The 19,410-nt window shown below is 60.7% G+C and carries 17 protein-coding genes; 5 read left to right on the top strand and 12 right to left on the bottom strand.

Going from position 1 to position 19,410, the window contains the following annotated elements; translation table 11 throughout:
- The first annotated feature begins 4 nt into the window (after positions 1–4).
- Complete coding sequence (locus GNZ13_RS42345; RefSeq protein WP_172176248.1) at positions 5–1,195, top strand: class I SAM-dependent methyltransferase; 1,191 nt, start codon at positions 5–7, stop codon at positions 1,193–1,195.
- Between the two features lie 22 nt (positions 1,196–1,217).
- Entirely contained in the window at positions 1,218–1,412 is a 195-nt protein-coding gene (locus GNZ13_RS42340; RefSeq protein ID WP_172176246.1) for a DUF2905 domain-containing protein, read from the top strand.
- 472 nt (positions 1,413–1,884) lie between these two features.
- On the opposite strand, the gene GNZ13_RS42335 is transcribed toward GNZ13_RS42340, so the two are convergent.
- From GNZ13_RS42335 to GNZ13_RS42300, 8 genes are all read right to left on the bottom strand, one after another.
- Entirely contained in the window at positions 1,885–2,658 is a 774-nt protein-coding gene (locus tag GNZ13_RS42335; RefSeq protein ID WP_172163055.1) for an amino acid ABC transporter ATP-binding protein, read from the bottom strand.
- Positions 2,658–3,335, bottom strand: a complete 678-nt coding sequence (locus GNZ13_RS42330; RefSeq protein WP_172163052.1) for an amino acid ABC transporter permease — start codon at positions 3,333–3,335, stop codon at positions 2,658–2,660. Before GNZ13_RS42330 ends, GNZ13_RS42335 begins: the two co-directional genes overlap by 1 nt.
- Positions 3,336–3,357: 22 nt before the next feature.
- Positions 3,358–4,140, bottom strand: coding sequence for an amino acid ABC transporter substrate-binding protein (locus GNZ13_RS42325; protein ID WP_172163049.1), 783 nt, complete (start codon positions 4,138–4,140; stop codon positions 3,358–3,360).
- A gap of 353 nt (positions 4,141–4,493) precedes the next feature.
- Positions 4,494–5,945 (bottom strand): dihydropyrimidinase, encoded by a 1,452-nt coding sequence (gene hydA / locus GNZ13_RS42320; protein ID WP_172163046.1) that lies wholly within the window; start codon positions 5,943–5,945, stop codon positions 4,494–4,496.
- A gap of 73 nt (positions 5,946–6,018) precedes the next feature.
- Entirely contained in the window at positions 6,019–7,530 is a 1,512-nt protein-coding gene (locus tag GNZ13_RS42315) for an NCS1 family nucleobase:cation symporter-1 (RefSeq protein WP_172163043.1), read from the bottom strand.
- Between the two features lie 119 nt (positions 7,531–7,649).
- On the bottom strand, positions 7,650–8,990 hold the full coding sequence (gene preA, locus GNZ13_RS42310; RefSeq protein WP_172163040.1) for an NAD-dependent dihydropyrimidine dehydrogenase subunit PreA: 1,341 nt from the start codon (positions 8,988–8,990) through the stop codon (positions 7,650–7,652).
- A 67-nt stretch (positions 8,991–9,057) separates the two neighbouring features.
- Positions 9,058–10,407: an NAD(P)-dependent oxidoreductase gene (locus tag GNZ13_RS42305; protein WP_172163037.1), complete on the bottom strand. Its 1,350-nt coding sequence runs from the start codon at positions 10,405–10,407 to the stop codon at positions 9,058–9,060.
- A 153-nt stretch (positions 10,408–10,560) separates the two neighbouring features.
- Complete coding sequence (locus GNZ13_RS42300) at positions 10,561–11,841, bottom strand: Zn-dependent hydrolase (protein WP_172163034.1); 1,281 nt, start codon at positions 11,839–11,841, stop codon at positions 10,561–10,563.
- A 302-nt stretch (positions 11,842–12,143) separates the two neighbouring features.
- Between GNZ13_RS42300 and GNZ13_RS42295 the strand changes: the two genes are divergently transcribed.
- The 3 genes from GNZ13_RS42295 to GNZ13_RS42285 all read left to right on the top strand — a co-directional run bounded on the left by GNZ13_RS42295 (position 12,144) and on the right by GNZ13_RS42285 (position 13,601).
- On the top strand, positions 12,144–12,908 hold the full coding sequence (locus GNZ13_RS42295) for a TetR/AcrR family transcriptional regulator (RefSeq protein WP_172163031.1): 765 nt from the start codon (positions 12,144–12,146) through the stop codon (positions 12,906–12,908).
- Positions 12,909–12,972: 64 nt separating this feature from the next.
- Positions 12,973–13,209, top strand: coding sequence for a type II toxin-antitoxin system Phd/YefM family antitoxin (locus tag GNZ13_RS42290; RefSeq protein ID WP_172163028.1), 237 nt, complete (start codon positions 12,973–12,975; stop codon positions 13,207–13,209).
- Complete coding sequence (locus GNZ13_RS42285) at positions 13,206–13,601, top strand: type II toxin-antitoxin system VapC family toxin (protein ID WP_172163025.1); 396 nt, start codon at positions 13,206–13,208, stop codon at positions 13,599–13,601. Before GNZ13_RS42290 ends, GNZ13_RS42285 begins: the two co-directional genes overlap by 4 nt.
- Before the next feature lie 53 nt (positions 13,602–13,654).
- On the opposite strand, the gene boxA is transcribed toward GNZ13_RS42285, so the two are convergent.
- The 4 genes from boxA to GNZ13_RS42265 form a co-directional block, all read right to left on the bottom strand.
- Complete coding sequence (boxA, locus tag GNZ13_RS42280; protein WP_172163022.1) at positions 13,655–14,893, bottom strand: benzoyl-CoA 2,3-epoxidase subunit BoxA; 1,239 nt, start codon at positions 14,891–14,893, stop codon at positions 13,655–13,657.
- A 65-nt stretch (positions 14,894–14,958) separates the two neighbouring features.
- Entirely contained in the window at positions 14,959–16,386 is a 1,428-nt protein-coding gene (boxB, locus tag GNZ13_RS42275) for a benzoyl-CoA 2,3-epoxidase subunit BoxB (RefSeq protein ID WP_172163019.1), read from the bottom strand.
- A gap of 97 nt (positions 16,387–16,483) precedes the next feature.
- The gene (gene boxC, locus GNZ13_RS42270; protein ID WP_172163016.1) at positions 16,484–18,154 is read right to left on the bottom strand and encodes a 2,3-epoxybenzoyl-CoA dihydrolase; all 1,671 of its coding nucleotides are present in this window, start codon (positions 18,152–18,154) and stop codon (positions 16,484–16,486) included.
- Positions 18,155–18,271: 117 nt separating this feature from the next.
- Complete coding sequence (locus tag GNZ13_RS42265; protein ID WP_172163013.1) at positions 18,272–19,288, bottom strand: helix-turn-helix transcriptional regulator; 1,017 nt, start codon at positions 19,286–19,288, stop codon at positions 18,272–18,274.
- Positions 19,289–19,410: the final 122 nt, after the last annotated feature.

The following is a 19,410-nucleotide window of genomic DNA, read 5'->3' as shown; positions in this document are numbered from 1 at the left end:
GGGGATGAATCCGAAAGCTCACCAACCCGATAGTTTACCTGCTCCCGGCCCGAGCGCGCTTGCGCAGTCCGAAGCGCTGGTCGCGCAGATCCGCGCGGAGCTCGAATCGGCAGGCGGCTGGCTGCCATTCGACCGTTACATGCAGCGCGCGCTTTACGCGCCGGGACTCGGCTATTACAGCGGCGGCGCCCGCAAATTCGGCCTGCGCGGCGACGACGGCAGCGACTTCGTGACGGCGCCGGAAATGTCGCCGCTATTCGCCGCAACGCTGGCGCGCCCGCTCGCCGAGGCCTTGCAGGCAAGCGGCACGCGCGACGTGATGGAATTCGGCGCCGGTACGGGCAAACTCGCCGCCGGCTTGCTGAACGCGCTCGACGCGCTGGGCGTCGAATTCGACAGCTACTCGATCGTCGATTTGTCGGGTGAGTTGCGCGAGCGCCAACGCGAGACGATCGAAGCCGCAGCATCGACGCTGGCCGCGAAGGTGCGCTGGCTGGACGCGTTGCCGGAGCAATTCGAAGGCGTGGTGATCGGCAACGAGGTGTTGGACGCGATGCCCGTGCGGCTTTTCGCCTTTACCGGTGGCACCTGGCACGAGCGCGGCGTGGTGTGGCGCGATGATGTGTTTGCGTTCGACGACCGTCCGGTATCCGCGGCTGCGGACATTGCGTTTCTGGCTGAGATCGAAACCGCCGGCGACGACTACGTCACCGAAACGCACGACGCCGCCCGTGGATTCACGCGGACCATTTGCACGATGCTCGCGCATGGCGCGGCGTTCTTTATCGACTACGGTTTTCCGCGTCACGAGTACTACCATGAGCAGCGTGCGCAGGGCACGTTGATGTGCCATTACCGGCACCGCGCGCATGGTGATCCGTTTGTTTATCCGGGCTTGCAGGACATTACCGCGCACGTGGAATTTACCGGCATCGCCGAAGCTGGGGTCGAGGCTGGCGCGGACTTACTGGGGTTCACTTCGCAAGCGCGGTTCTTGTTGAATGCGGGGATTACCGAGGCGTTATCGGCGCTCGATCCTTCCGATACGGCGAGGTTTTTGCCGGCGGCGAATGCGGTGCAGAAGTTGTTGTCCGAGGCGGAGATGGGCGAGCTGTTCAAAGTGATCGCGTTTTCGCGCGGACTGGATGACACGTTGCAGGCTTTTTCCGGCGGCGACCGCTCACATACGCTGTGATTTTTTGCCTTAGGGATTTTCGATGATCCGCTGGCTGTTGACTACGTTTGTGGCGGTGGCGGTGTTGTCGGCCTGCTGGCCGTGGCTCAGGAAGATCGGGATTGGGCGGATGCCCGGTGATGTGACGTTGCGCCTCTTCGGGCGGGAGTATCCGTTTCCGTTTATGTCGACGTTGGTGCTTTCTATGGTTTTGTCGCTTATTGCCAGGGTTTTGTAGGTTTTTTTTGCCTTTGGGGGCGGTATTGTCTGTTTGCCTACGGCGTTGGCCTTTGCCTGATCTGTTTGCCTGCTTGGCGCTTGTCCGTCTGTGTGCCTACGGCGTTGGCCTTTCCTTGATTTCTTAGTGGTTTATTAGCGTCGCCCCTGTGCGGGGCAGGCACTTACTTTCTTTGCCGCCGCAAAGAAAGTAAGCAAAGAAAGCGGCTCACACCGCTAGCGGGTCTCCTGGCTTGGAGGGGGCAGTGGTGCATCTGGAATCTGTGTCCTCGCACCTTCGGCGTTGGTGACAAAGCCGTCATACCTCCCGACTCGCACTGCGTGCTCGTCGGAAGAGTCTGCTAGCAAACCAGTGGTCTATTTTTTGTCTGTCGTTTATTTTTTTGCGGGGCGCTTCCGCGCCCCTCTTCTTTTTCGCTGCGCCGCTGGCTGTCGACAGACCGGTTTTTGTTCCCGTCTTATCTTCTCTCAGGTCAGCCCTGCTCTGTCCATGCATCCGGCAAGCTGTGTGTCAGCGTCGATACGAAGCGCTCTGTTTCCGGTTCGCGTGGTTGCATGAAAATGTCGCGCGATGGGCCCGCCTCGACCACCACGCCGTTGTTCAGAAACACCACGTCTCGCGCAATCGTCGCGGCAAGACGCAAATCATGTGTCGCCATCAACATCGTCATGCCCTCCGTAGCAAGCTGCTTGAGGACGTCCACCACCTCCGCAGCCAGTCCGGGATCCAGTGCCGAAGTGGGCTCGTCGCATAACAACACTTCCGGCGACGGCGCCAGCGCCCGCGCAATCGCTACGCGTTGCTGCTGGCCGCCGGAAAGCGTCGCGGGCCATGCGTCGGCTTTGTGTGCGATGCCGACTTTCTCAAGTAATTCGTCTGCACGTACGCGCGCTCTTTCCTTGTCCCACTTCAGTACGGTCAGCAAGCCTTCCATGACGTTCTGCCGCACCGTCAAATGCGGAAACAACTGGAAATTCTGGAACACCATGCCGGTGCGGCGGCGAATCGTCAGCACCTCCTCGCGCGGTGGCTTGTGATCGCGGCTGAATTCGAGGCGCTGGTCGCCAACTTCAAGTGATCCGGCCTCCGGGATTTCCAGCAGATTCACGCAACGCAAAAGCGTACTCTTGCCGCTGCCGGACGGGCCAATCAGCGCAGTGACGTTGCCCGGCGCGAGTTGCAGGTCCACCGAACTCAACACCCGATTCTCGCCGAAGTACTTGTCGATTTTTTCCAGTCGAATCATCAGTTGCTCGCATGGAAAAGTGCGTGACGGCCGAACTTGCGCTCGAGCCGGACTTGCGCCGACGACAATACCGAACTGAACACGAGATAAACCAGTGCCGCCTCGGTGTACAGAATCAAAGGTTCATACGTCACCGACGCGATCCGCTGTGCCGCCTGGAACACCTCGGGCACCGTCAGTACCGCGGCGAGCGATGTGTCCTTCACCAACGCAATGAACGAGTTCGAGAGCGGCGGCAGCGCAACACGCGCCGCTTGCGGCAGGATCGCGCGGCGCAGCGCCTGTTCACGCGTCATGCCCATCGAGTACGCCGCTTCCCATTGCCCCTTCGGAATCGACTCGATCACGCCGCGTATCACCTCCGAGTTATACGCGCCGACATTCAGCGAAAACCCAATGATCGCCGCCGTCAGCGGGTCGAGCACGATGCCCACGTTCGGTAGTCCGTAGAAAATCACAAACAGTTGCACCAGCAACGGCGAGCCGCGAAACAGCCACACGTAGAAGCGCACGCACGCTACCGCCCACCGCGGGCCGAATAGCCTGACCAGCGCAACAATAAACGCCACGACAATCCCAATGGCGAACGATGCCAATGTGAGCGGAACGGTAAATACAAGCCCCGCATACAGGAGGGGCCACAGCGACTGCGCCATCAGATGCAACCATGCTGGCATGATTCAGACTCGCACGTGACGCTTATTGGGAAACGTCTTTACCAAAGTACTTCTGCGAGATCTTCAAGTACGTGCCGTCTTTCCTCATGTCGGCGAGCGCCTTGTTGATCGCCGCCTGCAACTCGGGACTGCCCTTGCGGATCAGCACCGCGGACTTGTCGCTGCTGTCCGCCGACGTATCGAGCGCGGCGATCTTCACCTTCGCGTCCGGCTTGTGCTTCTTGAAGTCGAGGAACGACAGCGAATCGTTGACGGTCGCATCGACGCGGCCCGCAGTCAACAGGTCGACCGATTCGTTGAAGCCCTGCACGGGAATCACCTCCGCACCATGCGCGGCCGCGATCTTGCCGAAGTTGCTGGTCAGCGTATTCGCAGACTTCTTGCCCTTCAGGTCGTCGAACGTCTTGATCGAATTGTCGTCCGAACGCACGATCAGCGCCGCATGCGAAGTGATGTACGGGTCCGAGAAATCGTATTTCGCCTTGCGCGCGTCGGTGACGGCGACTTCATTGATCACCGCGTCGTAGCGGTTCACATCGAGACCGGCAATCAGGCCGTCCCATTTACCTTCGACGAATTGCGGCTTGACGCCCAGCCGTTGCGCGATGGCTGTGCCGATGTCGACGTCGAAGCCGGTCAGCTTGCCGGATTCATCGTGGTACGTGAACGGTGCGTAGGTGCCTTCGGTGCCGATCTTGAACACGCCCGCGGACTTGATCTGCGCGAGCTCGTCAGCAGCGAAGGCCGGGCTCAGGGTCACCGCTTGCAGCAGCGCGATCAGCAGAATGGAACGAATCGACTTCATCAGGTGGCTCCGTAAAGTTTGCTACGTCAGTTGCATGGTTTGTGTGCGGCATTCCGCCAGCGGTCGGGCCCGGCAGAGTGGGCGGACTGTAGCAAACGGTCTGCGTTTTTACAAAGGATCAGGTTTCCGATCAATATGCGCTTGCGTGCTAAGCGGACAGCCAAGGTGGTTCATACAACGTTGAATTCGCCCCTACAGCAGATAGGGCAGACGCGGCATGCATCGCACCACGGAACACGTGCCGGGCGCCATCAGGGAAAACGCGGGAGGGGTATCGCCACGGCGAATGCGCGGCGTTGAAAAATAGTCGGCGCGGGCGGCACTGCAAGGCCGCCCGTCAGATTGCAAACAGCTTACCGCTCTACCGGATGCGGCTCCTTGCGCTTGTTGGCCACCCGGATCGCATCGAAGTAAGCGGGATTCGGCGGACGCTTCAGATAACGCCCTGCGCCACGCACCGCCCGCAGTTCGCCATCGGTCCATGCCAGCGCGCCGCGCGTGAGAGTATGCATCGCCACGCCCTGCACCGTCATCCCTTCGAACACGTTGAAGTCGACCTTCTGATGATGCGTCTTCACCGAAATCATTTTACTTGCCTGCGGATCCCACACGACCAGGTCGGCATCCGCGCCCACCTGTACTGCACCTTTACGCGGATACAGGTTGAAAATCTGCGCGGCGTTGGTCGAGGTAATGCGTACGAATTCGTTCGGCGTGAGACGCCCGGAATTCACACCGTGATGCCAAAGCACGGCCATACGATCTTCGACGCCGCCGCAGCCGTTCGGGATCTTCGTAAAGTCCTCGCGACCCATGGCCTTCTGCGATGCGCAGAACACGCAGTGGTCGGTCGCGGTTGTGTGCAATTGGCCCGCTTGCAGGCCCCGCCACAATGCCTCGCGATGCTCCGCGGAACGGAACGGCGGGCTCATCACATGCGCTGCGGCGCGGGTCCAGTCGGGATCGCGATACACCGCTTCGTCGATCACCAGATGGCCCGGCAGTACTTCGCCGAACACGCGAAGGCCCTCGCTGCGGGCACGCGCAATCGCGTCCACCGCATCTTTCGCTGACACGTGGACGATATACACCGGCACGCCCAGCACCTGTGCAATGCGGATCGCGCGATTGGCAGCCTCGCCCTCCACTTCCGGCGGCCGCGACAGCGGATGCGCCTCCGGACCCGTAAAGCCTTTTGCAAGCAACTGACGCTGCAACTGAAACACCAGTTCACCGTTTTCCGCATGCACGGTAGGCAGCGCGCCGAGTTCGAGCGAACGCGAGAAGCTGTTCACCAGCACTTCGTCATCGGCCATGATCGCGTTCTTGTAGGCCATGAAGTGCTTGAAACTCGACACGCCGTGTTCGTGCACCAGCGTGCCCATGTCGCGATAGACGGAATCGTCCCACCACGTCACCGCAACGTGAAAGCCATAGTCTGCCGAAGCCTTTTCAGCCCAACCGCGCCACGCCTGGAACGCCTCCATCAACGATTGCTTCGGACTCGGAATCACGAAGTCGATGATGCTGGTCGTACCTCCGGATAAACCCGCGGCCGTACCGGTATAGAAATCGTCGCTGGCTGTTGTGCCCATGAACGGCAATTCCATGTGCGTATGCGGATCGATGCCGCCGGGCATCACATACTGCCCGCCCGCATCCACGATCGTGGCGCCCGCCGGCGCTGCCAGGTCCGCGCCGATCTGCAGGATCGTGCCGCCGTCCTGCGGGTCCGCACACAACACGTCCGCACGATACGTGTTCTCCGCGTCGATAATCGTGCCGCCGCGAATCAGGGTCGTCATGGTGCCGCCTCCTTATGAACTGCTGGTTTCGGTGCTACGTACTTCGTTCGCTTCGTGCGTGGCTCATGCACACTCAGGCACTCGCCACACGCGCACTCGGTCCCTTGCTCAGCTTCATCCACGCGCTATATACGATCGACGCCAACGCGAGTCCGACAAACCAGGCATAGGTATAGAGTGTGTTGAAAATCGCCGGCACATTCGGGAACGATGCCGGAAACGCGGTATGCAAAAAGCCGGGCAGATTCGGTAGCACGCCGATCACGAGCGCCACCACCGCGCCGATATTCCAGCCGCCGGTGTAGCTGTACTCGCCATGCTCGTCGAACAGTTCACGCGGGTCGAGCCGTGTGCCGCGAATCAGGAAGTAGTCGACCATCAGAATGCCCGCCACCGGACCGAGCAAAGCCGAGTAGCCGACCAGCCACGTGAAAATATAGCCCTGCGTGGTGGCGAGAATCTTCCACGGCATCATCACAATGGCGATGGTCGCGGTAATCATGCCGCCGACTCGATACGAAATACCCTTCGGCCAAAGGCTCGAAAAGTCATAAGCCGGGCCGACGAGATTCGCCGCCAGATTGCAGCACATCGTATCCAGCGTCAGGATGATCAACGCAAGGCCGACGCCGATGCCGGTCATGCGGCTCGTCAGGTCGATCGGGTCCCAGATCGCCTTGCCGTAGATCACCACGGTCGCCGACGTCACCACCACCGAGATGACCGAGAGCAGCGCCATCGGAATCGGCAAGCCCACTGACTGGCCGATGATCTGATCGCGCTGCGTTTTCGCAAAGCGGGTGAAGTCGGGAATATTCAGCGCGAGCGTCGCCCAGAAACCCACCATGGCCGTGAGGCCGGGCCAGAAGGTCGCCCAGAACATGCCCTCCTTCTTGCCGCCAGTCACGAATTGCGACGGTGCCGACAGCATCGAGCCGAGTCCGCCCGCCTTCGAGGTGGCCCACCACACCAGCGCGATACACATCACGATCTTGATCGGCGCGGACCAGCTTTCGAGCCAGCGAATCGAATCGGTGCCGTGCACAATGAAGTAAATCTGCAGCGCCCAGAACACGAGGAAACACGCGAGCTGCGCGAGCGAGATGTCCAGGAACGGCAAGGCCGCGCCGTGCAGCGCGTTACCGGTCAGAATGTTCAGCAGCGTGTAGATCGCGCTGCCGCCAAGCCATGTCTGAATACCGTACCAGCCGCACGCGACGATTGCCCGCAGCATCGCCGGCAGTTTCGCACCTTGCGTGCCGAAGGAGGAACGCACCAGCACCGCATACGGAATACCGTGCTTCGCGCCCGCATGCCCGATCAGCAGCATCGGCACCAGCACGATCAGATTGCCGAGCAGCACGGTCGCCACCGCCTGCCACGGCGACATGCCCTCCTCCGTCAAACCGGCCGCGAGCATGTATGACGCGATGTTCATCACCATCCCGACCCAGAGCGCGGCAAAGTGATACCACCTCCACGTGCGCTGGGCGACGCCGGTCGGCGCAAGGTCATCGTTGTAAAGACTGCTGCCCTGCGCGCCGGCCGCAAACTGCGGATCGACGGGTTGCGCTGTTTGCTTCATCGAAAGATCTCCACTGATCGTTGAGGCCCGCGCGGCTTCTGGCGGCGCGTCAGGGCCCTGGGGAAAACTATAGGTTCAGTACAAGCGCTTCGTTTCCTTTCCTACAGGTAGCTCATGTTTCAGGCTGCTTTTGCTGCATGTGCGTGCGCGTGTGCATGCTCGGCGGTTTCAACTGCGTCCGACGTGCCGTTCTCACCGGCATCCACCCGCGCGGGGTTGTTCGGATGCGTGGTCCAGTTCGCGTACTCGCCACTGTCCACACGCTCCATCGTGATGCACTGCTCGACCGGGCACACATGCATGCACAGATTACAGCCGACACATTCGGAGTCCATCACTTCAAAATGCCGGACGCCATCTTTTTCTTTCATAATCGCCTGGTGAGCGGTGTCTTCGCACGCGATATGGCAGAGGCCGCACTGGATGCACTTGTCCTGATCGATGCGTGCCTTGATGTCGTATTTGAGGTTCAGGTACTTCCAGTCGGTGACGTTCGGCACGGCGCGACCTCGAAAATCGTCTAGCGTCGCGTAGCCTTTTTCGTCCATCCAGTTCGAAAGGCCATCGGCAAGATCGGAGACGATACGGAATCCGTAGTGCATCGCCGCCGTGCAGACCTGCACGCTGCCCGCACCAAGCACCATGAATTCGGCCGCATCGCGCCACGTCGAAATGCCGCCGATGCCGGAAATCGGCAGATTCGGTGTTTCCACGTCGCGCGCAATTTCAGCCACCATGTTCAGCGCGATCGGCTTGACCGCCGGACCGCAATAGCCGCCGTGCGTGCCTTTGCCGTCGACCATCGGCAATGGCGACATCGCGTCGAGATCCACCGCGACGATCGAGTTGATGGTATTGATCAGCGACACGCCGTCCGCGCCGCCCTTATAGGCAGCACGCGAACCGAGGCGGATGTCGCTGATATTCGGCGTAAGTTTGACGAGGCACGGCAGCTTCGTGCCTTCCTTGACCCAGCGCGTGACCATTTCGATGTACTCGGGCACCTGGCCCACCGCCGCGCCCATGCCACGCTCGCTCATGCCATGCGGGCAGCCGAAATTCAGTTCGACCGCATCTGCGCCGGTGTCTTCGACGAGCGGCAAAATCCATTTCCAGTCGCGCTCGTTGCACGGCACCATCAGCGAAACGATCATCGCGCGGTCCGGCCAGTCGCGTTTGACTTGCGTGATTTCTTTAAGGTTGATGTCGAGCGGACGGTCGGTGATCAGTTCGATGTTGTTCAGGCCAGCGATGCGCTGGCCGTTCCATTGCACTGCGCCATAACGCGAGCTGACGTTCACTACATGCGGGTCGAGGCCCAATGTCTTCCACACGACCCCGCCCCAGCCCGCTTCGAACGCGCGGTTCACGTTATAGGCTTTGTCGGTCGGCGGCGCAGAGGCGAGCCAGAAGGGATTCGGCGACGTAATGCCGGCAATCGTACAGCGCAGATCGGCCATGTTCGGCTCCTTGGGGACTGCTGTTTTATCTTGGTTTGATGCGTGGCTTAAGCGGCTTTATGCGGTCTTACGCGGCTTTAACCGCTGTGCGGGCGAACTGCGCGTCAATCGCGGCAGCGGCGATCTTGCCGTCCTGCACCGCTTGTACCGTCAGTTCGATCCCATCCGTCGCCGCGCAATCGCCACCTGCCCACACGCCTGGCAGCGAGGTTTGTCCGTTTGCATCGACCGCGATACGGCTGCCATCCAGCGTCAACAGTTCGCGCTCGATTCCGACCGGCACCAGCGTCTGCCCGATTGCCTTGAGCACCATGTCGGCCTCGACCACGAAGCGCTCCTGAGTGCCATCGCTTGATGTGCGTTCGAATTCGACACCTGTGACCACGCCGCCTTCTCCAATCAAACGCACCGGCGTTGCGTGCGTGACGAGCGTGACGCCGTTGGTCTGCGCGAAATCGCGCTCAGCCCACGTTGCGCTCATCGACTCGACGCCGCGTCGATACACCATCGTCACCGACGTCGCGCCAAGTTTGTGGCTTTGCACAGCGGCGTCCACTGCCGTATTGCCGCCACCGATCACGACGACCCGGCGGCCCACCGGCACCGTGCCGAAGTCGCTCGCGGTGCGCACCTGTTCGATGAAATCCACTGCGTTCATCACGCCGCTCAGGTCCTCGCCTTCCATCGCCAATGCGCGCACGCCCGTGAGACCGATCGCGAGGAAGACCGCATCGTATTGCTTCCGCAGCGCGTCGAGATCCACGTCACGTCCAAGCGCGATGCCGTGCCGGATCTCGATGCCGCCGATCGAGCACAGCCACGCCACTTCGCGCTGCGCAAAATCGTCGACGGTTTTATAGGCAGCGATGCCGTATTCGTTCAGACCGCCCGCTTTTTCGTGGGCGTCATAAATGGTCACGTTGTGGCCGGCCAATGCAAGCCGATGCGCACACGCAAGTCCGGCCGGTCCGGCACCGACCACAGCGACATGCCGCCCCGTTTCAGCAGCTCGCTTGAACAGCGCTTCGCCGCGCGTCATCGCCCAATCGGTCGCATGACGTTGCAACGCGCCGATCGCCACCGGCTTCGCATCCTGATGGTTGCGCACGCAAGCACCTTCGCAAAGAATCTCGGTCGGGCAAACGCGCGCGCACATGCCGCCCATCGGATTCGCCGACAGAATGTCGACGGCCGCGCCCTTCAGATTGCCGTTGCTGATCTTGCGAATGAAACTGGGAATGTCGATCTGCGTCGGACACGCGTTCACGCACGGCGCGTCGTAACAGTAATGACAACGGCTCGCTGCCGCGGCCGCGGCACTCGCGTCGAGCAACGGCGCGATATCGGAGAACTCGCACGAGAGTTGATCGGCCGATAGGCGCTGAGCCGCAATATCGCCGGTTTGCTTGATGGCCATACACGTTCCTTCTTCAATGTGAGGACGTAGCCGGTCCCGCCGGCTACGCTGAAGCGGAGCCGGGGCGGCATGTTTTATGGGCACTACGGTGAGGCTGGTGAATCAACCGCAACCACAACCACAACCACAACCACAACCGCTACCGCTAAAGCGTTATGAAACCGGCTCGCACGCTCGTCCGAGCATGGCGTGCAACAAGACGTTAGCGCCCGCTTCGATCCATTCGAAGGTGGCGTCCTCGATCTCGTTGTGACTGATTCCGTCGACGCACGGCACGAACACCATTGAAGTCGGCGCGACCTGCGACAGATAGCAGGCGTCGTGTCCCGCACCGGACACCATGTTGCGATGCGAATAGCCGAAGCGTTCGGCCGCGGCGCGCACGGACTTCACGCAGGCTTCGTCGAAAGCGACTGGCGCGTAGTAAAAGATCTGCTCAAGTTCGGTTTCCAGACCGATACCGCTCGTGATTTTCGCCACGCCCTCGCGCAACGCGGCATCCATCTTCGCAAGCACGGCGTCATCCGGATGACGGAAGTCGACGGTAAAGAACACGCGACCCGGAATCACATTGCGCGAGTTCGGATAGACCTGCATCATGCCGACCGTCGCGCAGCCGAACGGCGCGTGATCCAGCCCGATGCGATTGACCAGATCGACTACGCGCGCGGCCCCGAGCAAAGCATCGCGACGGCGCGGCATCGGCGTCGGACCCGCATGCGCCTCTTGCCCCGTCAGTGTGATTTCGTACCAGCGCTGACCTTGCGCATCGGTCACCACGCCAATGGTTTTTTGCTCGGCTTCGAGAATCGGCCCTTGTTCGATGTGCAATTCGAACGCGGCATGCAAGGGGCGGCCACCGCACGGAAGATCGCCCGCATAGCCGATGCGTTTGAGTTCCTCGCCGATAGTCTTGCCGTCCACGTCCTTGCGCGAGAGGCCGTAGTCCAGCGTGAAAACGCCGGCGAACACACCCGATGCAACCATTGCCGGTGCGAAGCGCGAGCCTTCCTCGTTGGTCCAGATCACCACTTCAACCGGATGCTCGGTCTCGATGCCGTGATCGTTCAGACTACGGATCACTTCGAGTCCGCCGAGCACGCCGTAGATGCCGTCGAAACGACCGCCGGTCGGCTGCGAATCCGCGTGCGAGCCAGTCATGACCGGCAACGCATCGGGGTTGCGCCCGGCGCGGCGCATGAACACATTGCCCATCTGATCGACACTGACCGTGCAACCCGCTTCCTTCGCCCAACTGACGATCAGGTCGCGCCCCTGTTTATCGAGGTCGGTCAGCGCCAGCCGGCAGACGCCGCCTTTGGGCGTCGCGCCGATCTTCGCCATCGTCATCAGGCTGTCCCACAGCCGCTTACCGTCGACCCTGATCGACGTTGCGGGTTCTGCGTGCTTCAGCGCTTCGGATACCGCGTTCATTCGTCTCGCTCCTTTCGGTGAATCGACATGAAACTGGTGCAGGGGCGGCGGGTTTTGGGGCATAGCCGCACGGCGGCGGTGCACACTCGATGCCTTCGATTGCCTCTTCATCAGAGGGCAAACCCTGGGGCATCGCCCGCTATCTCAATCCTGTCCAGTTGGACAGGTTGTAGACGATTAAGCCCGCCAAATCAATCCCTTTCGTACGGTGGGAAACATAGCGAGAAGCGTGCCATTGCACTGCAGCACGCATTTTTCGACGGCCTCGAATGCGCGTGTCCATCCGCGCTCAAACGACTAGAATGAAGCGCGACGCGGCACACATGCCGATGAAGGCCAACATGAGAGACAACAACGTGGCTGCCGACATCACGGAAAACGACGAGACACAGGACGAAACTCGCGCACCTTTGCGGCGGCGCAAGGCGCACATTCGCGAGTCGAATGAAGCGCATTTATTGGCGTGCGCCGAAGCGGTTTTCGCAGAACGTGGCCTCGACGGAACCAGTACGGCGATGATCGCGGAACGCGCAGGCTTACCGAAAGCTAACCTGCATTACTACTTCCCGACAAAACTCGCGTTGTACCGGCGTGTGCTGGAAGACCTGTTCGAAGACTGGCACCGCGCGGCGGATACGTTCGAATGCAGCGACGATCCGGTCGAGGCGATAGGCGGATACGTACGCGCGAAAATGGAGTTGTCACGCCGCAGGCCATTAGGCTCGAAGGTGTGGGCGAGCGAGATCATCCACGGCGCGGAGCATATGGAGGACATTCTCACGGGGCGCGTGAAGCCATGGCTGGACAGCCGGGTGAAGGTCATCGACGATTGGATCGCGCGCGGGCTGCTGGCGCCGGTGAATGCACAAACGCTGATGTACATGATCTGGGCGACTACGCAGCATTACGCCGACTTTGACGCGCAGATTCGCGCGCTTAAAGGCAAGCGCGCGCTGACGCAGAAAGCGTTTGAAGCGACGACGGAGGAAGTCGTGCAGTTGGTGATTCGGGCGTGTGGGGCGGTGTCGCCGGCGCAGGGGAAAGCGAAAGGATCAGCAGACCAATGACTGCATCTAAGTGGTCATTTTGGAGTACAATAATGACTATAGGCAACTGACTATAGGAGCTATTGTGCAAGGCAATCTGGTATCGAAGTCCGAATTCAAGGCCAAGGCGCTCGAATTGTTCCGGCAAGTGGAGGCGTCCGGCGAAAGCTTGATCGTCACTGACCATGGCAAGCCGGCGCTTGAAGTGCGGCCCTATCGCGGTGTAGAACGCAGTCCGCTCGACGTGCTACGCGGCTCGGTCGTGCGTTACGACAATCCCACCGCTCCCATCGGAGAAGACGACTGGGAGGCGACGCAGTGATCGTCCTGGACACCCATACTCTGGTCTGGTGGGTCACCGGCGATCCGACGTTAAGCAAGAAAGCAAAGACTGCCATCGCGCACGAAATGGCCGGCGGGGAAATCATCGTGTCGGCTATTTCCGCATGGGAAATAGCCATGCTGGTGGAGCGAGAAAGGCTCCTACTCTCGATGGATGTCAGCAGTTGGCTCGCTACTGTCTCGGCCATCGAAGCGGTACGCTTTGTACCTGTCGATGTAGAAATCGCAACGAAGTCCGTCGATCTTCCAGGTGAGTTCCATAAGGACCCCGCCGACAGGATGATCGTCGCGACCGCACGCAAGTTTGCCGTACCGCTAGTGACAAAGGACGAAAAGATTCGCGCGTATCCGCACGTTAAAACGGTCTGGTAAGAGCCGCACGGCCCGCAAACATGCGGGCCCACTCCCGGCCGGAAGCTAATCGATCAATACGTCTCCAGATGCAGCCGCCCTTCCCGCTTCAACTTCATCCATAACGCTTCCCAATCGAGCTGGTGCTGTTCGCCGATTTCCTTGAGCGCCTGCAGCACGCCGTCTTCCATACCCTTCAAGCCGCACACGTAGATATGCGTGTTGTCGTCCTTGAGCATGTGCGCGACGTCGCCCGCGCGCTCGCGCATCGCGTCCTGCACGTAGCGCTTGGCCTGCCCCGGCGTGCGCGAAAACGCCAGATTCGTGTCGATGAAATCCTTGGGCAGATTCGTCAGCGGCCCGAAGTACGGCAACTCTTCTTTCGTACGCGCGCCGAAGAACAACATCAGCTTGCCGGTCGCGCCTTTCAGACGACGCCGCCTGCGATACTCGGTCATCGCGCGCATCGGCGCTGAGCCGGTGCCCGTGCAAATCATCAGCAGATGCGAGTTCGGATGATTCGGCATCAGAAAGGTGCCGCCGAACGGGCCGATCACGCTCACTACGTCGCCCTTCTTCAGATCGCACAGATAATTCGAGCAGATCCCATCGAGCGCGTCGCCGTGCTGCTGGGAAACGCGCTTCACGGTGAGAGAGACGTTGTTATATCCGGGCCGTTCGCCGTCGCGCGGGCTCGCGATCGAATACTGCCGTGCGTGATGCGTGCGGCCGTCCGCGGTCGCTCCCGGCGGCAGGATGCCGATCGACTGGCCCTCCAGCACAGGAAAAGGCATCGAACCGAAATCGAGCACGATGTGATGGATGTCGCTATCGGTCGAGCCGTCGGTGAGCCGGTAGTTGCCGACCACCGTCGCGGTAGTTGGCGCCTTGTGCGTGTAGAGATTCACGTACGGTTTCGCAGCTGACCACGGTGGCACGACCGACCCGCGCACGATATCGACTTCAATACCGCTCGCGTCTGCCGGCGCATCGCCTGACGATCCTGCCGCGGCATCTTCCGGCGCCGGCACGGCCATCGTGTTCTGCTCGGGCAGCACGTCCCATTTGAACTGTTCGTCGATGGAATACGCATCGGCTTTCAGCACGGTGCGCCAGTTATCGATCGCGCCGGTCGGACACGGCGGCACGCATGCCATGCAGCCGTTGCAGACATCCGCCTTGACCACATAATTGTTCTCGTCGTGCGTGATCGCATCGACCGGGCAAGTCTCTTCGCAGGTATTGCAGCGAATGCAGATTTCCGGATCGATCAGATGCTGCCTGAGAACTTCGATCGATACTGGGCCGTTCATGACTTCCTCCACCCTATATTCGTGCGAATACGACGCCGCACGCCACACGTTTTTAATCGCCGTACTCAGTTAAAGCGCACGTATTCGAAATCGACCGGTTGACGGTTCACGCCCATTGCCGGCGGCGCAATCCAGTTCGCGAACTTGCCGGGCTCGGTGACGCGGCCCATCAACGAAGAGACATACGCGCGATCTTCCGGCGTGGCGAGCCACTTCGCTTCATTGGCGGCCCATTCGGTCTCGCTGATCACGCGGCCATCCGGCGACACACGGGTACCGGCAAACGTGCCGATCTGCCGGTTGAACGCTTTATGCGGTACCGTCATGCGGAAATCGATGCCGGCCTTTTCGAGCACCTTGTTCCAGCGGCCGACGCCTGCCACCGAATCTTTAATGTAGTCGTCGCGCAGCACTTCATTCATGGCGTTGAGCATCGGCACTTCGCGCTCGACCAGTTTGCCGTCCTGCACGTCGAGCAGCTTGTAGCTTTGTCCGTTCAATTGATGATCGTCGTCGCGCTTGTTCTCTTCATAGCGACCCTTCAGGCCCGAGCTATAGAACGTAGCCGCATTCGATGAATGATCGGCGCCGAACAGATCGATCGTCACCGAGTAATGGAAGTTCAGATAACGCTGGATGGTCGGCAGATCGATCACGCCGGCCGCGCGAATCTTCGCGACGTCGTCCGTGCCCAGTTCATTCATCACTTGCGCAGTGCGCTGAATCACACGCGACACGCCCGATTCGCCGACGAACATGTGATGCGCTTCTTCGGTCAGCATGAATTTCGTGGTGCGCGCAAGCGGATCGAAACCCGACTCGGCAAGTGCCGACAACTGGAACTTGCCGTCGCGGTCGGTAAAGTACGTGAACATGTAGAACGCGAGCCAGTCCGGCGTTTTCTCATTGAAGGCGCCGAGAATGCGCGGATTGTCTTCGTCGCCCGAACGGCGGCCGAGCAATGCTTCGGCTTCCTCGCGACCGTCGCGGCCAAAGTAGCGATGTAGCAGATACACCATCGCCCACAGGTGACGGCCTTCTTCCACGTTCACCTGAAACAGGTTGCGCATGTCGTACATCGACGGTGCGGTCAAACCCAGATGCCGTTGCTGCTCGACCGAAGCCGGTTCTGTATCGCCTTGCGTGACGATGATGCGGCGCAGATTCGCACGATGCTCGCCGGGCACGTCCTGCCACGCAGCCTCTCCCTTGTGCTCGCCGAAATGAATCTTGCGATCCTGCTCGCCGGGCGTGAGAAAAATGCCCCAGCGATAGTCCGGCATCTTCACGTGATCGAAATGCGCCCAACCGCCCGCGTCGACGCTCACCGCCGTGCGCAGATACACGTCATAGCCATGCGAGCCTTCCGGGCCCATATCGCCCCACCACGACAGAAAATTCGGCTGCCACTGTTCGAGTGCGCGTTGCAATGCGCGGTCGTCGGCGAGATTGACGTTGTTCGGAATCTTTTCGCTGTAGTTGATCGTTGACATGGTCGGTTCCTTGGTCGGAATACAGAGCTTGCGGATGAGAGGCGCGTATCAGGCAGGTGGCGCTGCGTTCAGTTACATTGCGTCGCGTCGAAAAGAATCAAACGCGCGAGACGTCGAATTGCGCCTTGCTGCCCTTGCCGTACACCTTGAGCGCGCCCTTCTCGCCCACTGCGTTCGGCCGGTTGAAGATCCAGTTCTGCCATACGGTGAGACGCCCGAAAATACGCGTCTCCATCGTTTCCGGGCCGTTGAAGCGCAGATTCGCTTCCAGACCGGTCAATGCATCCGGCGACATCGCCGCGCGTTCTTCGAGCGCGATGCGGATTTCGTCGGCCCAATCGATATCGTCGGGCGACGCAGTCACGAGGCCAAGACGCTCGGCTTCAACAGGCTTGATCGCCTGGCCGATCTTCGAACGCACCGCGTCGAGCGGTTCGACTTCTTCATAGAAGCGGCGAGCGAGGCGCGATTGATGCGTGACCATCGGATAGAGACCGAAGTTGACTTCCGACAGCGTAATCGCCGGTTCTTCGTCTTCGTTGCTCGGCAGTGCCGCCATATAGCTGCGGTCGGCCGCGAACGCGAGTTCCGCGAAAGTGCCTGCAAAGCACGAGCCCGGTTCGATCAGCGCGAACAGCGAACGCGACGACACGTCGATACGCGCCAGCGTGCGGCGCAACATGCCGATGGTCTCGCGCACGAACCAGTGGTCCTTGTGCTGCAACAGCGTAGCGTCGATGGCGAGCAGGTTACGGGCATCGCCTTCGGTCTTGAAGACCCAGGTGCCGATCTCGAGCTCGTTGGTGCGCATCGACAGGATCGCGTCGTCGAGTTCGCGGGCGAACTGCAGCGGCCACCAGCTCGTGCCGGCGGCAACGATCGCGTCGATATCGGTGGGTTCTCCGGCTTGTGGAGCTTTCGCGGTGAAGGTTGCGATGCGCTTCGCACGATCGATCGTAATGTCGAGCGTTTTATAAGTCAGGCCGTCTTCGCGGTCGGTGCGTCCGATCCGCGTGAGCACCACGCCTTGCGCGTCCGACGGACGATCGCTTTGTTCGGCGAGTTCGAGCGCGCGTGCCTGGATCGTTTGGTCGAACTGATTCGGCTTCACGACTTCATCCACGAGACGCCATGCTTTCGCCCGTTCACCGCGAATGCCTTCAACCACCGTACAGAAGATGTCCGCGCGATCGTGACGCACCTTGCGTTTATCGGTGACGCGCGTCAGGCCGCCCGTGCCCGGCAGCACGCCCAGCAGTGGCACCTCCGGCAGCGACACCGACGACGAGCGGTCATCCACCAGATAGATTTCGTCGCAAGCAAGCGCGAGTTCATAACCGCCACCGGCACACGCACCGTTCACGGCAGCGAGAAACTTCAGACCTGAATGACGCGACGAGTCTTCGAGACCGTTGCGCGTTTCGTTGGTGAACTTGCAGAAGTTGACCTTCCACGCATGCGTGGACAGACCCAGCATGAAGATGTTCGCGCCCGAGCAGAACACGCGGTCCTTCAGGCTCGTCAGCACCACCGTTTTGACTTCGGGATGCTCGAAGCGGATGCGCTGTATCGCGTCGTGCAGTTCGATATCGACGCCGAGGTCGTATGAATTCAGCTTCAGCTTGTAGCCGTCACGGATGCCGCCGTCCTCGGCGATGTCGATGCCGAGGGTCGCGACGGGACCGTTGAAACTCAGCTTCCAATGCTTGTACTGCGAGGGATCGGTGCGGTAGTCGACTGGCGCGATTGCGGTTTCTGCTGCGGACATGGGGCGTCTCCTGACTGGACGATGCAAAACTTGTTTTTTGAACAATAGTGCATCGTCAACCCCATGTAAAGCACTTTAATGCATGTTTTCTAGTAAACCCTGGAACCGCACTACATGTCAGCTCACCCGTGCGTCGTCCGGCGATTCGGCCGCGAGCCTTGCAGCAAGCCGGTCACGCAGCTGCAAGTAGGCGTCGGCCAAGGTTTTTTCGCTGGTATCGAAGATCATGTCGGCACGGCCGTACAGTTCGCCACGCCCCGCCAGGATGCGCTTGAGGTCATCCATCGCTTCTTTATTGCCGGACATCGGCCGCAGGTCGCCTTGCGCGACGACGCGGCGCATATGCTCTTCCGGCGTGGCTTGCAGCCATACGGTGAAGCAGTGCGACAGCAGCGCGTTAAAGGTGCCCGACTCCGACACCAGCCCGCCCGGCGACGCGATCACCGCACGCTCGTGTTCCTGAATCACCGCCTCGAGCGCCCGGTGTTCATAACGCCGGTACGCGCTTGCACCATAGAGGGAATGAATCTCCGACGGCGGGCAGCCGGCGAGTTGCTCGATCACGCGCGTGAGTTCGACGAACGGCACCTTGCGCTCCTGCGCCAGCATCCGCCCAAAGGTCGACTTGCCGGCCCCGCGCAAGCCGATCAGCGCGATCCGGTCCTTGCGATGCGGGTCGCGCGGCGCTTGCGCGAACATCTCGGCAAGCGCCACGCGGGCGCGCTGCAACGCCGCCTGGTCGCGCCCTTGCAGCAGTTCGCGGATCAGCAGCCATTCGGCGGAAGCGGTGGTTTCGTCACCGATCACTTCGGCCAGCGGGCAGTTCAGCGTCGCCGCGATCTGCCGCAGCACGAGCACCGACGCATTACCCACGCCGGATTCCAGATTCGCCAGATGACGCTCCGACAAGCCGGTTTCGGTCGCCAGCGTCTTGCGCGTCATGCCGCGGCGTGCGCGCAGCAGGCGCACGCGCTCACCCATTGCCGTCAGAAAAGGATCGCGCTCTTCGCGCTCGCCGCCGCGGTCCGTTCCGCGGTCAGCCCCGCTGTCGGCCCCGCGGTTGGCCCGACCCGCGCGGCTTGCCTCCTCATCGGCAGGATCGTCCAGCGGCGCTGAAGAGTAATTTGAATTCATGTTTAACTACCTCTTGACTGCGTTACATGTACTATAGTGCTTGACATGGTCATAGTGAACGGTTAATTTTCGCCAAATATTGATCCAATAACAAACGCTGTCGAGGTTTTTCGGCAGCGTCA

This window comes from Paraburkholderia elongata, assembly GCF_013177735.1.
GTDB lineage: Bacteria > Pseudomonadota > Gammaproteobacteria > Burkholderiales > Burkholderiaceae > Paraburkholderia > Paraburkholderia elongata.
Note: the sequence above shows the minus strand (reverse complement) of the source record. Positions and strands in the feature narration are given on the sequence as shown.

What these genes read in the sequence shown, in the direction of transcription:
- GNZ13_RS42345 (WP_172176248.1), top strand. Translation starts at nt 5, where the DNA reads ATGAATCCGAAAGCTCACCAACCCGATAGTTTACCTGCTCCCGGCCCG.
- GNZ13_RS42340 (WP_172176246.1), top strand. Translation starts at nt 1,218, where the DNA reads ATGATCCGCTGGCTGTTGACTACGTTTGTGGCGGTGGCGGTGTTGTCG.
- GNZ13_RS42335 (WP_172163055.1), bottom strand. Translation starts at nt 2,658, where the DNA reads ATGATTCGACTGGAAAAAATCGACAAGTACTTCGGCGAGAATCGGGTG.
- GNZ13_RS42330 (WP_172163052.1), bottom strand. Translation starts at nt 3,335, where the DNA reads ATGCCAGCATGGTTGCATCTGATGGCGCAGTCGCTGTGGCCCCTCCTG.
- GNZ13_RS42325 (WP_172163049.1), bottom strand. Translation starts at nt 4,140, where the DNA reads ATGAAGTCGATTCGTTCCATTCTGCTGATCGCGCTGCTGCAAGCGGTG.
- hydA (WP_172163046.1), bottom strand. Translation starts at nt 5,945, where the DNA reads ATGACGACCCTGATTCGCGGCGGCACGATTATCGACGCGGAGAACACG.
- GNZ13_RS42315 (WP_172163043.1), bottom strand. Translation starts at nt 7,530, where the DNA reads ATGAAGCAAACAGCGCAACCCGTCGATCCGCAGTTTGCGGCCGGCGCG.
- preA (WP_172163040.1), bottom strand. Translation starts at nt 8,990, where the DNA reads ATGGCCGATCTGCGCTGTACGATTGCCGGCATTACGTCGCCGAATCCC.
- GNZ13_RS42305 (WP_172163037.1), bottom strand. Translation starts at nt 10,407, where the DNA reads ATGGCCATCAAGCAAACCGGCGATATTGCGGCTCAGCGCCTATCGGCC.
- GNZ13_RS42300 (WP_172163034.1), bottom strand. Translation starts at nt 11,841, where the DNA reads ATGAACGCGGTATCCGAAGCGCTGAAGCACGCAGAACCCGCAACGTCG.
- GNZ13_RS42295 (WP_172163031.1), top strand. Translation starts at nt 12,144, where the DNA reads ATGAAGCGCGACGCGGCACACATGCCGATGAAGGCCAACATGAGAGAC.
- boxA (WP_172163022.1), bottom strand. Translation starts at nt 14,893, where the DNA reads ATGAACGGCCCAGTATCGATCGAAGTTCTCAGGCAGCATCTGATCGAT.
- boxB (WP_172163019.1), bottom strand. Translation starts at nt 16,386, where the DNA reads ATGTCAACGATCAACTACAGCGAAAAGATTCCGAACAACGTCAATCTC.
- boxC (WP_172163016.1), bottom strand. Translation starts at nt 18,154, where the DNA reads ATGTCCGCAGCAGAAACCGCAATCGCGCCAGTCGACTACCGCACCGAT.
- GNZ13_RS42265 (WP_172163013.1), bottom strand. Translation starts at nt 19,288, where the DNA reads ATGAATTCAAATTACTCTTCAGCGCCGCTGGACGATCCTGCCGATGAG.